This is a genomic window from Sediminitomix flava (assembly GCF_003149185.1).
GTDB classification, from domain to species: Bacteria; Bacteroidota; Bacteroidia; order Cytophagales; family Flammeovirgaceae; genus Sediminitomix; species Sediminitomix flava.
This window is the reverse complement of sequence record NZ_QGDO01000005.1, coordinates 12,738-28,000: the sequence shown is the minus strand read 5'-3', so window position 1 is coordinate 28,000 and position 15,263 is coordinate 12,738. Positions and strand designations below refer to the sequence as shown.

12 protein-coding genes are annotated in these 15,263 nt (G+C 35.0%); 8 read left to right on the top strand and 4 right to left on the bottom strand.

Annotated elements, in window-relative coordinates:
• The first annotated feature begins 6 nt into the window (after positions 1-6).
• The 4 genes from deoC (at position 7) to BC781_RS17610 (ending at position 3,040) form a co-directional block, all read left to right on the top strand.
• Complete coding sequence (deoC, locus tag BC781_RS17625) at positions 7-672, top strand: deoxyribose-phosphate aldolase (RefSeq protein ID WP_109620260.1); 666 nt, start codon at positions 7-9, stop codon at positions 670-672.
• A 6-nt stretch (positions 673-678) separates the two neighbouring features.
• A complete protein-coding gene (locus tag BC781_RS17620) occupies positions 679-1,830 on the top strand; it encodes a phosphopentomutase (RefSeq protein WP_109620258.1) in 1,152 nt (383 codons plus the stop codon).
• 34 nt (positions 1,831-1,864) lie between these two features.
• Positions 1,865-2,569, top strand: coding sequence for a purine-nucleoside phosphorylase (deoD, locus tag BC781_RS17615; RefSeq protein WP_109620256.1), 705 nt, complete (start codon positions 1,865-1,867; stop codon positions 2,567-2,569).
• Positions 2,570-2,746: 177 nt separating this feature from the next.
• Positions 2,747-3,040, top strand: a complete 294-nt coding sequence (locus BC781_RS17610) for a YciI family protein (RefSeq protein ID WP_109620254.1) — start codon at positions 2,747-2,749, stop codon at positions 3,038-3,040.
• 82 nt (positions 3,041-3,122) lie between these two features.
• On the opposite strand, the gene aat is transcribed toward BC781_RS17610, so the two are convergent.
• The 4 genes from aat to msrA all read right to left on the bottom strand — a co-directional run bounded on the left by aat (position 3,123) and on the right by msrA (position 8,351).
• Positions 3,123-3,833 carry a leucyl/phenylalanyl-tRNA--protein transferase gene (gene aat / locus BC781_RS17605; protein ID WP_109620252.1) on the bottom strand — a complete coding sequence of 237 codons (711 nt, stop codon included), beginning with the start codon at positions 3,831-3,833 and terminating at the stop codon, positions 3,123-3,125.
• A gap of 252 nt (positions 3,834-4,085) precedes the next feature.
• Positions 4,086-5,276 (bottom strand): phosphoglycerate kinase, encoded by a 1,191-nt coding sequence (locus tag BC781_RS17600; RefSeq protein ID WP_109620250.1) that lies wholly within the window; start codon positions 5,274-5,276, stop codon positions 4,086-4,088.
• Positions 5,277-5,607: 331 nt separating this feature from the next.
• Positions 5,608-7,470, bottom strand: a complete 1,863-nt coding sequence (locus BC781_RS17595) for a glycoside hydrolase family 13 protein (protein WP_211323871.1) — start codon at positions 7,468-7,470, stop codon at positions 5,608-5,610.
• A gap of 326 nt (positions 7,471-7,796) precedes the next feature.
• Positions 7,797-8,351, bottom strand: a complete 555-nt coding sequence (gene msrA / locus BC781_RS17590; protein ID WP_245935632.1) for a peptide-methionine (S)-S-oxide reductase MsrA — start codon at positions 8,349-8,351, stop codon at positions 7,797-7,799.
• 350 nt (positions 8,352-8,701) lie between these two features.
• Here msrA and BC781_RS17585 point away from each other — a divergent pair, with 350 nt between their 5' ends.
• The 4 genes from BC781_RS17585 (at position 8,702) to BC781_RS17570 (ending at position 15,171) form a co-directional block, all read left to right on the top strand.
• The gene (locus tag BC781_RS17585; RefSeq protein ID WP_109620244.1) at positions 8,702-12,031 is read left to right on the top strand and encodes a response regulator; all 3,330 of its coding nucleotides are present in this window, start codon (positions 8,702-8,704) and stop codon (positions 12,029-12,031) included.
• 169 nt (positions 12,032-12,200) lie between these two features.
• A complete protein-coding gene (locus tag BC781_RS17580; RefSeq protein WP_109620242.1) occupies positions 12,201-12,584 on the top strand; it encodes a response regulator in 384 nt (127 codons plus the stop codon).
• Between the two features lie 198 nt (positions 12,585-12,782).
• Positions 12,783-13,430 carry a Crp/Fnr family transcriptional regulator gene (locus tag BC781_RS17575; RefSeq protein ID WP_109620240.1) on the top strand — a complete coding sequence of 216 codons (648 nt, stop codon included), beginning with the start codon at positions 12,783-12,785 and terminating at the stop codon, positions 13,428-13,430.
• A 34-nt stretch (positions 13,431-13,464) separates the two neighbouring features.
• Positions 13,465-15,171 (top strand): SulP family inorganic anion transporter, encoded by a 1,707-nt coding sequence (locus BC781_RS17570; protein ID WP_109620238.1) that lies wholly within the window; start codon positions 13,465-13,467, stop codon positions 15,169-15,171.
• The last annotated feature ends 92 nt before the right edge of the window (positions 15,172-15,263 follow it).

The window sequence follows — 15,263 nt, the reverse complement described above, 5'->3', positions numbered from 1 at the left end:
AATACAATGGAAATCAATAAATATATAGATCATACCGTACTGAAAGCGACTACTACTGAAGCTGATATTATTAAGCTTTGCGAAGAAGCAGTAAAGTACAATTTCTTTTCAGTATGTGTAAATTCTTCATACGTTCCTTTGGCTGCAGAGCATACTAAAGGAAGTGAAGTTGCTGTTTGTTCAGTAATCGGATTCCCTCTTGGTGCAATGAGCACTGAAAGTAAAGTTTTTGAAGCTAAAAATGCCATTGAAAACGGCGCGACTGAAATTGATATGGTGATCAATGTAGGTTGGTTACAATCAGGAAAATCTGAAGCTGTTTATGAAGAAATCAAGGCGATTAAAGAAGCTATTGGTTCTAATCTCTTGAAGGTTATCATTGAGACTTGCTATTTGAGCGATGATGAAAAGAAATTGGCGTCTGAGCTTTCTGTAAAAGCAAATGCTGATTTTGTAAAAACATCGACAGGCTTTGGTACAGGCGGTGCTACTTTTGAAGATATCCAAATCATGAAAGATGCTGTAGCTGGTAAAGCTAAACTAAAGGCTTCTGGAGGAGTAAGAGATTTCGAAACTGCGAAAAAATACATCGACATGGGTGTAAGCAGATTAGGAACGAGTAATGGTATTGCCATTATGGAAGGAAAAGAAGTTTCTGGAGATAGTTACTAAGAAATAATGAAAAATATAGATCGTGTCATTCTCGTAGTCTTAGACAGTGTTGGGATAGGTTTCTCTGCCGACGCTGATGAATACGGGGATTTAGGAGCAAATACACTTGGTCACATTGCTGATGCAGTTGGTTTAGATGTTCCAAATATGCACAAAATGGGGCTTGGAAACATTGCTCCAATTAAAGGCTTAAACCCTTTGAAGCAAACTACAGCTGCCTACGGTATGGCAAAAGAAGTTTCCAAAGGTAAAGACACTACCACAGGTCACTGGGAAATTGCAGGTTTAACATTGACAGAACCGTTCCCAACCTATCCCAATGGTTTCCCTAAAGAGATCATGGATGAATTTGAGCAAAAAACCGGAAGGGGAACAATCGGGAATAAGGTAGCATCTGGTACGGCTATCATCGACGAATTAGGAGACGCACATGTTGAGACTGGTAAACTAATCATTTATACATCTGCAGATTCTGTTTTCCAAATTGCAGCACACGAAGAGATTGTACCAATCGATGAACTTTATCGCTATTGTGAAATTGCTCGTGAAATGCTAAATGTCGGACGTGTAATTGCTCGACCGTTTATCGGAGAGTCTGGTAATTATACTCGTACACCTAATAGACATGATTACTCTTTAGAGCCAATCGGTGAAACGATGATGGACAGAATAAAATCTGCAAATCAGAGCGTCATGGCTGTAGGTAAAATTTCTGACATTTTTGGTGGAAGAGGCTTTACAGACTCAGTACGTACAAAAGATAATCAAGAAGGTATTGATCGCACGATTGAATATATCAATACTGATAAAAAAGGACTCATTTTCACTAACCTTGTAGACTTTGATATGCACTTTGGTCATCGTAGAGATGTAAAAGGTTACAGACAATGTTTAGAAGAGTTTGATCAACGTCTTCCAGAGATCACTTCAGCAATGAAAGAAAATGATATGCTTATCATTACAGCTGATCATGGAAATGACCCGATTTTCAAAGGTACAGACCATACACGAGAGCATATTCCTATTTTGGTATATGGTAAAAATATAAAAGCTGAAGATATTGGTTTCAGAAACTCATTTACTGATATCGCAGCCACAATTGAAGATGTACTTTTAAATAAAAGTGCTGAGAATAGCTTCACAAAAGCTATTATCTAGATTAATAAACTGACTTAAGAAAAAGAAAATATCGATGAGTGTACATATAGCAGCAAAGAAAGGAGATATTGCAGAATCAATTCTTCTTCCTGGAGACCCGCTAAGAGCAAAATTTATTGCTGAAAACTATCTCGAAAACCCTGTGTGTTACAATGAAGTAAGAGGCATGCTTGGCTTCACAGGAACATACAAAGGGAAAAGAATTTCAGTTCAAGGTACAGGAATGGGTGTTCCTTCTATCGGGATTTATTCTCACGAACTTATTAATGAATATGGTGTAAAAAACCTTATTCGTGTAGGTAGCTGTGGTTCTTACCAAAAAGCAGTTAATGTAAAAGATTTGGTATTGGCACAAGCAGTTTCTACAAATAGTAACTTCAATCATAGAACTTTTGAAGGTCATACATTTGCTCCTGTAGCTGACTTTGACCTCCTTAAAACAGCCTATGATGAAGCTCAAAAAATTGGATTAAAACCTCACGTAGGAAATGTATTTACATCTGATATTTTCTACGAAGATGAAGGTGCTATGAAAAAATGGCAAGACCATAATGTATTAGCTGTTGAAATGGAAGCTACTGCTCTTTATACTTACGCAGCTAAGTTTGGCGTGAGAGCCTTAGCGATTCTTACTGTAAGCGATAGTTTGGTTACTCATGAAGCATTGTCTTCTGAAGATCGCCAAACAAGCTTCACTCAAATGATGGAAGTTGCATTGAATACAGCAATCCAATTCTAAACTATCTGAGTTAAATGCCAAGAATCCCTTTTATTCTTTATGGAATGAAAGGGATTTTTTTATTGAAAAACATTCTTCTCAGCTAAAATCAAAAAGCACTGATTTAAATACTAAATTGAGAAATTAAAGATATCCTCAGATCTTATTTAAAGATTTGGAAAACTAAAAAAAGAGAGAATGATTATCATTGAATTGACTTACAAGGTTGCCGTGGAAATGGCTGATAAATACATGAGTGAACATCTAGAATTTATCAATAAGCAATATGAACTAGGAAACTTTATTGCCTCTGGAAAGAAAGAACCACGAACAGGGGGAATCATTTTATCGAATATGGAAAGTCAATCCGATTTAGAAAAAATTATGGATGAAGACCCATTCAAAATACATGATATTACCGAATTCAAATTCACGAAATTCATTCCGAGTAGAACAAGTGAAGATTTTAAATTTCTAATTGAATCGAAGTAGAAAATAGAAATCTAAACTTTGGTATAAATAAAATCCCTTTCAGTATTTTGAATCATAACTGAAAGGGATTTTCTATGAAACATTAAAAGTCAAAATCTGTTCTGAAGTGTTTATCCCAAGAATTCTTCTCAAACTTCTTTTGACGATTTCGCTCTAAAACCTTTAAGAACTGAGCTCGATTTACCATTTCAGCACCTAAGCTTTCCAAATGATTAGAGTGTACTTGGCAATCAATTAATTCAAAATTATGCTCTTCTAAGTTCTTACTTAATATTATAAATCCAACTTTGGAAGCATTACTTGTTTTGGCAAACATAGATTCTCCAAAGAAACATTTCCCCATTACTCCTCCATACAATCCACCAACTAACTCATCTCCTTCCCAAACTTCTACGGAATGAATAAAGCCTTTATTAAAAAGTTCTGTATATGAAGCTTTCAACTCATCGGAAATCCAAGTCATGCCCTGTTGGCCCGGTCTATAGACTTCTTCACAACCAGAAATTACTCCTTCAAAATCCTGATCAAATGTTACTCGAAACTTCTTCTTTCGTAAAACTTGACGCATACTTTTAGAAACCTTGATCTTAGAGGGGTACAATACAAATCTAGGATTTGGTGACCACCACAATGGTTCTTCGCCAGGATTAAACCACGGGAAAACGCCTTCTGCATATGCTTCTATTAATCGGTCAGGAGATAAATCTCCTCCTACAGCTAGTAAACCCGATTCATCTGCTAAATAAGCAGGAGGAAACATCAATCTATCTTGCTCTAATTCAAATACAGGCATCCAAAAAGGTTTTACTTCTACAAATAAGTCTTGGTGAAATAATAAATATTACCGTAGCCTCAAAGTTAAGTAAAAATTTAAGATTCCACTATTATCACTCTTTAGTCATACTCAACTAGAACAACACTTAGGCTACTCAGGGTTCAAGAGTGTAAATTGATGAATTGATTTCAGAAGTATGAAAACATAAAAAATCCCCTAAATACCGGAGTACTTAGGGGATATATTTTAGAAAACTATTATTGATTCAAATTAGTCCTCCAAAGCTGCGATACCAGGAAGTTTTTTACCTTCCATAAGCTCCAACATAGCACCACCACCTGTAGAGATGTAAGATACTTTGTCACCGAAACCTAAAGTATTGATTGCAGCAGCAGAGTCACCACCACCGATCAATGAGAAAGCTCCGTTAGATTGAGTTGCTTCAGCTACTGCTTTAGCTACCTCGATAGTACCGTTAGCGAAGTTAGAGAATTCAGAAACTCCCATAGGACCGTTCCAAAGGATAGTCTTAGAGTTTTTCACTACTTCTACAAACTCAGCTTCAGCTTTTGGTCCGATATCCAATCCCATGTAACCTTCAGGGATATCCATGTTGTCAACTATTTTGCACTCACCGTCGTTAGAGTAACCAGTATTTGCACGAGAGTCAACTGGTAAATAGATATTTACACCTAGTTCTTTAGCTTTCACTAGCAATTCTTTCGCTAGGTCTAATTTATCTTCTTCACAAAGAGAGATACCGATCTTACCACCTTGTGCTTTAAAGAAAGTATATGCCATACCACCACCAATAATGATGTTGTTAGCTACTGACATCATTTTCTCAATGATCAAAATTTTGTCAGATACTTTTGCTCCACCCATGATCGCAGTTACAGGCTTTTCACCTTCTTCCAAGATTTTCTTAGAAGCTTCAACTTCACGACCCATTGTGTAACCTGCTACTTTGTCAGTAACAAACTTAGCAATTACAGCAGTAGAAGCGTGAGCTCTGTGCGCAGTACCAAATGCGTCCATTACCCAAACATCACCACGAGAGGCCAATTTCTTAGCGAACTCTTCATCACCAGCTTTTTCTTCTTTGTAGAAACGAAGGTTGTCAAGTAGCATTACTTCACCAGCTTTCAAATCAGCTGCCATCGCGTCTGCATCAGCACCGATACAGTCACCACCAAATTTTACTTCAACACCTAATTTCTCAGACAAAGGAGCAACGATATGCTTAAGAGAGAATTTGTCTTCTGGTCCATCTTTCGGACGTCCCATATGAGACATCAAGATTGCAGAACCACCATCTTTCAAGATTTTTTGTACAGTAGGAATTACCGCATTGATACGCGTGAAGTCTCTTACTGAAAAATCATCATTAAGAGGTACATTAAGGTCTACTCTTACTACGGCTTTCTTGCCTTCGAAATTGTAATTGTCTACGTTTTTCATTAGTTATTATATTTTGATGCTAATACAGCAATAATGAAGTTCTAAATCTAAAACGCTGTAAAATTAGAAGGTCAACGGATATAAAAAAAATGACTTTTATCGCCTCTTACACAAGACTAGCACTCCTATTTTTAGTGATTATGAGCAAAGGCTAAAATATTGATTTTTAGTGTAAAAAAGTCCTTTATTCTATTCCCTTCATCTACAACTAATTGTAAATCATTCGAACTCTTTCTCATTCAACAATTGGAAAGGGAAGACAATTCTAAGGGATAAAAAAAAGATCTTCGCTCTCAGAAAACGAAGATCTTTTTTATAAAATATAGGAAGATTATTTCAACTCTAGTACTAAAGCTTCTCCTGCTGGAGCTGTAAATGTACCTGCTGTTAAGTCGAATTCTTTACCAGAAATCACATCCGTACCTTTAGTTTCTCCATCAAGTACTTCTGCATAATCTGCCAAATACAATTCTTTATCTTCTCCCATATTCAATACAACCATTACTTTTTGATTGTCGTCATATCTGAAATAAACGTATGATCCTCCGTCCATTCCAGCTGGAGCAAAGTGAGTCAATTTACCGTCATGAATAGCTGTAGCTGTCTTTCTCCAGTTTGTAAGCTTTTTATTGAAGTCTTGTGCTTCCTTAGCTTTAGCATCAAGACCTTCACCTGTAAATGCATTTACTTTATCTCCTTCCCATCCACCAGGGAAATCAGCTCTTAATGCACCATGAGAACTAGTTCCCATGTGGCTCATCAAGATTTCTGTACCGTAATAAATTTGAGGAATACCTCTTGTAGTAAGCATGTAGGCAATTGCCAATTTGTATTTAGTGTAGTCTTCTTCCAATTGCGTATAGATACGATCCATATCATGGTTATCGGGGAATACTACCAAATTGTAAGGATCTGCATACAAGAAGTCATTTGCTTGCATTTCGTAAAGCAAGTTAAAACCTTGCCCCCATTGTGTATGATCACTATTCAATGATTTTGCTAGTGCATCTTGAATTGGGAAATCCATCAAGCTCGGAAGCTCAGAAGTGTAGCCATTAGCATTCTTCTTATCTCTTTGCCAGTATGCAACAAGTGCTGGATTAGTCGTCCACTCCTCTCCTACAATATTAAATTCAGGGTATTCAGTCATTACAGCCTCAGTCCAGTCTGCCATAAAGTGTTGATCTGGGTAAGGGTAAGTATCCATTCTGATACCTTCTAGACCTGCATATTCAACCCACCAAATTGTATTTTGAATAAGGTAAGTAGCCATGAATGGATTTCTTTGGTTCATATCAGGCATTGTTTCAACAAACCATCCATCAAAGTGAAGTTTTGTATCTGCTTTAGAAGCGTATGGATCTTGAGTTACAGAACGCTTGTGGTTTGTAGGTTTAAATCCATCTTGGAAGTTCAACCAATCTGAAGTTGGAAGGTCTTTCATCCACCAGTGCTCTGAACCACAGTGGTTCATAATCATATCCATAATCAACTTAATACCTCTTTCATCACAGGCATCAGCTAATTTTTTATAGTCTTCATTAGAACCAAAACGAGCATCTACTTGGTAAAAATCAGTGATTGCATAACCATGATAAGAAGAGCTAGGCATGTCATTTTCGATCATAGGATTCACCCAAAGGGCTGTATACCCCATGTCTTCAATATAGTCTAAATGATCAATCATACCTTGGATATCTCCACCATGTCTTCCGTAATCATCTTCACGATTGTATTTGTCTGCCATTCCATCTACAGAGTCGTTAGATGGATCACCATTTGCAAAACGGTCTGGCGTAATCAAATACATCACATCAGTATTATTAAAACCAATTCTGTCTGCTGAATCTTTAGCTCTATCTAACAACTCGTAAGTATAAGACAAGGCTTTTTTACCGCTCTTTGTAAAAACGATTTCAAACTTACCTGCTTTTGCACTTTCTGCAATTGTCAGGTCAATAAACATATAGTTCGGATTTTCAACCAAAGAAACTTGGTCTAAAGTCACTCCATCATATTTGATTTCAGGACGGAGTTCTGAGATATTTTCTCCATGAACCAATAATTGTAGTTTAGGATTTTTCATTCCTACCCACCATGTACTTGGCTCTAAATGATCAATTTGATACTTGGCTGCAGAAGCCATGTGTCCCATAAAGAAAAAGGACAGTAGTAAAATTAAGCTGTTCTTCATATTCATATTTACTTTAATAGTAGTTAAGTCTGACAAAGACCTTAAATTATTGATTCGTCAATCAGAATCTTCTAATTTCAGTTATGATGGTGAAATTCAAAGTCTCTAAAAACCTAACAATCTTTTAGTTGATGGTAGTTATCACTCATGTATTCAAATTTAAAATGAAATACAGATGTGATTTAGTTCTAATTGGTTCTCTCAATTATCCTAAGTCTGTCAATTGTGAGTGCCAAAATAAGTGGAAAAATTTTAAGTGTAAAAAAAGAATTAATTATTCAATGTGAATAATTACAAACTACATTGAATAATTAATCCATAAAAACTTAGTTCTGACTCTTCAGTAAGTGCTTATATTCTGAGTATAATTTTTTCAACTTTGGGGCTATCACGATCTGACAATAAGGCTGCTGAGAATTGTTATTATAGTAGTTTTGGTGGTAATTTTCAGCAGGGTAGTAATCTTTCAGTGGAGTAATTTCAGTGACAATAGGATCTGACCACAAACCACTTTTTTCAACCTTTGCTTTAGATTGCTCGGCAATATTTTTTTGTTCTTCGTTGGCATAAAAAATTCCAGACCTGTATTGCGTACCCTTATCCGCTCCCTGTTGATTCAGAGTCGTCGGGTTATGTGTATACCAAAAAACTTCTAACAATTGTTCAAGTGAAATGACTGTAGGGTCAAAAGTAATTTGGGCAACCTCAGCATAACCTGTCGTACCCGAACAAACTTCTTTGTAAGTAGGATTTTTTCCTTGTCCATTAGAATAGCCTGACTCTACTTTTTCTACGCCAATCAAATCTTGAAAAACAGCTTCTACACACCAAAAACAGCCTGCGCCAAGTGTGATCATTTCTAAATTTTCTTCCATATCCATTTTCTTATTTTTTTGAGAAAAAGAAAAATTCACGAATCCTATCGAAAGGAAAATTGTAATAATAATTCTCAGTCTTAATTGCATGTCTTGTTCTCTTGTTTATTATTTATTGTTTAACCACTATCTCGTACGATAGTTGCAATTATTTTTTAGATCAAAAATGAATTAAGGATTGAGATAATTTAAATATGGATATAACAACTTAGTTATGTACATTTATTCGAGATAGTATTGATTAAATGCTTATCTTATACAAAGAGAAGAACATTCCCTTTTTCTACTTACTTAATAACTCACCTAACTATTAGCTAGTTAGAATTGATCAAGTTTCGGACATAAAGACCAATATTTTGCAGACAACGGACTCTTTCAATCAGGAATTAACCTCTGCCGAAGAAATTGCTAATTTAAAATCTCAGCTAGAATTCCTAAAAGAAGAAAATAACGAGCTCAAGCATCAGCTTAAAAATGTCACAAGTATTATCAAAAACAACTCAGACTTGGAAGAGTACATGGAGTTTTTTGATATGTCCAATGACCTCATTCTAAGCTTTGATGAAGCAGGAGAAATTCTTTTTGCCAATACCGCTTGGGTCACTACCCTCAACTACCCTGATTGGTCTGATATAAACTTATTTGATATTGTAGATACGGCTCTAGTTTCTGCGGTAAGAGAAATTCTTTCTCTTCTAAAGCTGAAAGGAAGTTTCACCAATTTCAGGTTTGATCTAATTAGTAAAGATGGTTACAAAGTTTTACTAGAAGGAAGTATTAGTTGTCAATTCAAAACTGACATCGATAGATATATTTATAGAGCAATCCTCAAAAATGTAACTAGCCAAGTCAGAATAGAAAAGTCTCAAACAATTTATACCAACATTGCCAAAATTCAGGAAGGTCAAATTTCAATGAGAGATTTCTTCCATAAGTTTTCTTTGTTTGTTGGCGATGTAATGGACTTAGAAAGTTTTGAGATTCTTTTGTTGGATGAAAACAATTCAAAAGAATATTACAAACTGAAACAAGGCTTTTATTTTGGTGAGGAAAGTCTAAGGGAAAAAAGCACTCATCTTCTGCCTTTTAATGAAAAATGCATAAAGCAACAGCGTCCGATGATTATGTTGGACGATATCATTAAGAAGGTCGCTAAACCTTTGGGTATTGAAACTGAGAACACACCCAAAGTATGGATTGGAATACCATTAAAACTTGAAACCAAGTTGATCGGTATGATGGTTTTGCAATCTTTTGAATCATCTGCAAAATACTCGAAAAAAAACCTAGAGCTTTTACAATACGTGAGCGGACAGCTTACAAGTTTTATTGTAAGGAATCAGAATCGTCAAAAACTATCTAGCCACGCAGCAAGATTAAGAGCATTTTTTGAAAGTGGTTCATTCTTGATGTGGTCTATCGATAGAGAATATACGCTCATAAGACATAACCAAAATTTTGCACAGAAACTATTTGAGAATTTCAATACCAAAGTGCAAAACTCAATGAAAATGATTCCTGTATTCAAGGAATTCAATGTTGGAAATCAACTGTTTGATTTCATCGATAAATACCAAAGGGCTTTCAAAGGTGAATCAACTACTTTTGAACTAAAAATACCGAATAAAAATGGGATACATAAGTGGTGGGAAATCAACTTGAGTCCTGTTATTGTTCAAAATAAAATAGTAGAAGTTGCAGGTCTCGGGCAGGACATTACTTATAAAAAACAATCTGAACTACTCTTAAAAGAAAGTGAAGAGAAGTTTAGAGGTATTTTTGAATCCCTTCAAGATGTATATTTCCAGACTGATATGAATGGTAAATTCATGATTATTAGCCCTTCAATTAAAGAATTGATTGGTGAAAGTCATCATAAAGTCATTCATAAATCTATATCAGACTATTACTTCGGTAAAACTGAGAAAAAACGAATTTGGAAGTTGCTTCTCAGTGACCAAACTGTAAAAAACTATCATATTTCTCTGCCTGTTCGCTCTGAGTTAAAAGAAATTGCCATTGATTTCAGACTAATCAAAGACGATAAAGGTAGGCCTACAGGGGTTGATGGTTTAGCCAGAGATGTTACTGAACTCACAAAAGCTCACAAGGAGGCTGAAAAAGAAAAAGAAAAGGCACTTCGAGCACTTGAAGTTAAGAAACAATTCCTTTCAAATATGAGCCACGAAATTCGTACTCCTATGAATGGAATTATTGGTATGGTAGATATTTTGGGATATACATCTCTAAACCCAGAACAAAGAGACTATATCAGTACGATCAAAAAGTCTTCAACCACGCTTCTTACGATTCTAAATGATATTCTCGATTTATCTAAAATTGAAGCAGGTAGAATGGAGCTTTCTGAAAAGCCTATTTCTCTAAAAATTATTTTAGATAACATCCATGCCATGAACCTTGGCAATGCTCAAAACAAAGGCATTGATTTCTCATATACAATGTCTAATGAAGTACCTGAAGTATTCATTGGGGATGACACAAGAATCTTCCAAATCATCAATAACTTGACTACTAATGCCATAAAGTTTACCGATGAAGGAGGCGTTTCGATTAATATTAAGGCTAAGAAAAAATTCCACAAGAGATTCATCATAATTGTTGAAGTAAAAGATACGGGTATCGGAATTCAGCAAAAGGATATTGAAAAGCTCTTCAAAGAATTTAGTCAAGTTGAAGAATCTTATACAAAACAAAATCAAGGTACTGGCCTAGGGCTTGCTATTTCATTAGAACTGAGTAAGCTTATGGGTGGTGATATTTGGGTAGAGTCTACTTTTGCAAAAGGAAGTACTTTCACATTTACGATGGAAGTTGAAGCTACCGAAGGAAAAATCCCTCAAAATGTAGAAGACGTTGACTCTAATACACTCTTAAAATCATTCTTAAGATCACCTAGAATCATGGTGGTTGATGATAACGAGACCAATCTAAAGGTAGCTAAGACAATTCTTGATAAAGCGGGTTGTTCTGTTCAGACCTTCCAAAGAGGAAAAGATGCAATCAGAGTTTTAGAGGTAAAAACTTTCGATGTCATTTTTATGGATATTCAAATGCCTGAAATGAATGGTATTGAGGTTACAAAAACGATTCATGAGAAATTCCCACACTTCAAGACTCCTATAGTTGCTATGACCGCTTTCACTTTGAGTGAAGAAAAAGAAGAATTTCTTGCAGCAGGAATGGATGATTTCTTGGCAAAACCTATTCGTCCTCAACAACTTATCGACAAGGTTTTATGGATACTTCAAAAACCAGAAGATGGTGAGGAAGAGGTAACAATGATAGAAACTGAAAATGAGACATCTAATGATGAATCATCAGCACTTCCTATTATTCAAGTAGAAGTGGCTAATGAACTTAAAAAATATGGAGGTAACGAAATTATCAAGATGTCTTATGAAGAATTTGAGGAAGAGACAAGTGGATTAATCGAGGAATACAAAGACGCTGTAAGAAATAAAAATATTACTGAAGCCAAATCTGTTCTACACACTATCAAAGGTACTGCAGGTACACTAGGGGTTGCCAGATTAGCCAATCAAGCTCGTTTAGCAGAGGAAAAGCTTAAAAATGACGACATTTCTGATCTAGAAAGTCAGTTTCAAGAAGCTGTTTATGCCTTTGAAGAATACAAAAAAAATTACATTAGAATTTTAGGACTTTAATAGGATTAAAAGTATCAAAATCCTTTAAATAATAGATTTTTCTACCTAATACTTAAATTATTTTAAGATTCAATCGACATTTTTCTGATGTAAGAGAATTCCTTAAAATTTATTTTTAAATTAAATTCACGGAATAAAAATAATTTATCACATCATAAAGCGGTAATCAATGAGTGACAAAAAGATCCTAATTGCTGAAGATAGTTCTGTAATCCAAAATATCACAAAAAAAGTTTTGCAGTTCCAGAACTACAAAATTGTATCAGTAAAAAACGGTAAACAAGTTTTAGATAAGTTAAATAAAGAACCTTTTGATGCAATCCTTTTGGACATCAACATGCCTATCATGGATGGTATGGAGTGTGCTAAAAGAGTTCGTTCATTGGGTGATCCAGACAAAGCTAATATTCCTATTGTAGCGATCACTGGTAATGCTAAAAACTATTCTGAAGACGATTTTAAAGCTGTAGGTATTGATGAATACCTTCCAAAACCTCTTAATTTTGACAACTTGGTGGATACAGTTAACAAATTGACATCAAGATCAAACTAACCATTACTACTCCGTCAACAAATTGAAGAAGGACTTGCACTACGCAAGTCCTTTTTTGTTTAATGAACAATTTTATTCAAATCATTATATAAACATATCATCATTTGTATATTTGTAATAATCTCAACACCTGATGAGAGGAAAGAATACCTAATACTTGTTTATTCAAAAAACAATTATCCACAATTACACTACACAATGTCTACTAACATCGATCTAAAAAAAGAATTACAAGAACAATATGGGTTCATCTTTGAAAAAGAACTCATGGAAGACATCAAGAAAGAAGGGATTTTTCGAAGTGTTGAAAACGGAGAAAAACTCTTTGATGTAGGAATGCATATGAATAGTATCCCACTTCTTCTTAAAGGAGCGATCAAAATCCTTCGTATGGATAAAGAAGGTGATGAACTTCTACTCTATTATTTAGAAAAAGGAGATACTTGTGCGCTTTCATTAAATAGTTACTTAAGTGGTTCTGTTAGTGAAATCAGTGCAATTGCTGAAGGAGAAACAGCCTTAGTTCTTATCCCTAGTAGCCTAATGGACCATTGGATGGTAAGCTATAGTTCTTGGAGAAGATTTGTCTTGAGTAGTTTTGATTTCAGAATGCGAGAAATGCTTCAGACCATAGACAGTCTTTCATTCATGAATATGGATGAACGTATCTTGAAGTATCTCAAGGATAAAGCCTATGTAAACGGTTCCACTAAAATTCAAGCTACACATCAAGAAATTGCTTATGATCTACATACTTCAAGAGTTGTAGTATCTCGAATTTTGAAGAAGTTAGAAAAAGAAAATAAAATCAATCTGGGCAGAAATCAGATTGAAATCATTCTCTAAGCTTAATCTAAAGCAACTTTATTATTTTACACAAATGACTATCTCACCTCTTTTTTTAGATTTAAAGGAATACTCTTCCTCTAAATTTAAAGGTGATCTATCTGCAGGGCTTACCGTAGGAATTCTTCTAATTCCACAAGGGATGGCCTATGCAATGCTCGCTGAACTACCACCAATTTACGGACTCTACTCATCTCTATTCCCTTTATTAATTTATGGAATATTTGGGTCATCTAGACAATTGTCTGTTGCTCCTACAGCACTAAGTTCAATACTTACGGCCTCTGCTTTAGGAGCGTTATCAACTTCGAGCTACGATCTTTTTAGCTTAAGTATTATTCTAACTTTATCAGTTGGACTCATCAGACTATTGATGGGCATAGTTAGACTAGGATTTTTATCTAACTTCATGTCCAATGCTGTAATCTCAGGCTTTACCACAGGTGCAGCAATTATAATTGCAACAAGTCAACTCAAACATCTATTTGGGATTAATCTGGAAGGTGGAAGAATAGATCAGATTATTACTGAAATAATCGCTAAAACTTCCTATATAAATGCAACGACTTTAGGAATTGGTTTAATTGGGATATTTGGGATTAAATTCATTAAACGAATTAACTCAAAACTTCCCGCAGCTCTTATCATTCTAATATTTGCCATCTTTGGTAGTTATTTGTTCCACATTGAAGAATATGGAGTTACTATTCTAGGAAAAATTCCTAGTGGACTACCTACATTTCAATTCCCGAACATCTCTATTGAAATAATGAAGGCAGTATTTCCTTATGCTTTTATCATTGCTCTGATTGGATTTATTGAAGCTACTTCAGTTTCTAAGAGTCTCCAAAACAAACACAAATCCTATAAAGTAATTCCAAATCAAGAATTAATTGCTTTAGGTTTGTCTAATATTGTTGGCTCATTTTTTCAAGCCTTTCCTACAACTGGTGGATTTTCGAGATCGGCCGTTAATGATCAAGCAGGAGCCAAAACAGGATTGGCATCTATTATAAGTTCTTTCATTGTTGGATTAACTCTACTATTCTTAACGAAGCCATTTTTCTATCTGCCCAATACCATTCTTGCAGCAATTATCTTAGTAAGTGTAATCAGCTTAATTGACCTCAATACCATCAAAAGACTATGGATTGCTGATCCTAAAGATTTTGGAATGATGCTAATTACATTTTTAGGAACGCTATTTATTGGCATCCAAGAAGGTATAGCTATTGGAATTCTCGCTTCATTACTTTCTGTGATTTATAAAGCATCTCAACCACATCTTGCTGTACTTGGACGCATACCAGACACCACTTTTTACATGAATGTAGAAAGATATGATACGGTTCAGAATGATGAGATTTTGATCATTAGAATTGATGGTCAATTATTCTTTGCAAATGCAGATCGTATTCAAAAACAGATTCTACAATGCTTACAGAAAAAAGAAAAAGCTAAAACATTAATTATAAATGCCAAAGCAATAAGTACAATTGATTACACGGCTCTAGAAATGATTGATGAGCTATTTGAAGTACTCCAAAAAAGAGGTATTCAATTAAGTTTTTCAAATCTGAATGGCCCCGTCAGAGATGTACTTATTCGAACAAATTATGTTTCTAAAGTAGGTGACTCTCATTTCTTCATGAATGTAGATGAAGCCGTACTTTATTACGAAAAACACAAAGGAACCACTGTCAAGGACATTGTCCTTCAATCTAACAATAGAAAAAAATAATTCCGATGTAACTTTTGTTACGCAAACTGACGATTAAAATAGTCAACTTTGCGTGATAGGATCGGAATCTTGAACAAACACAAGAAACTACC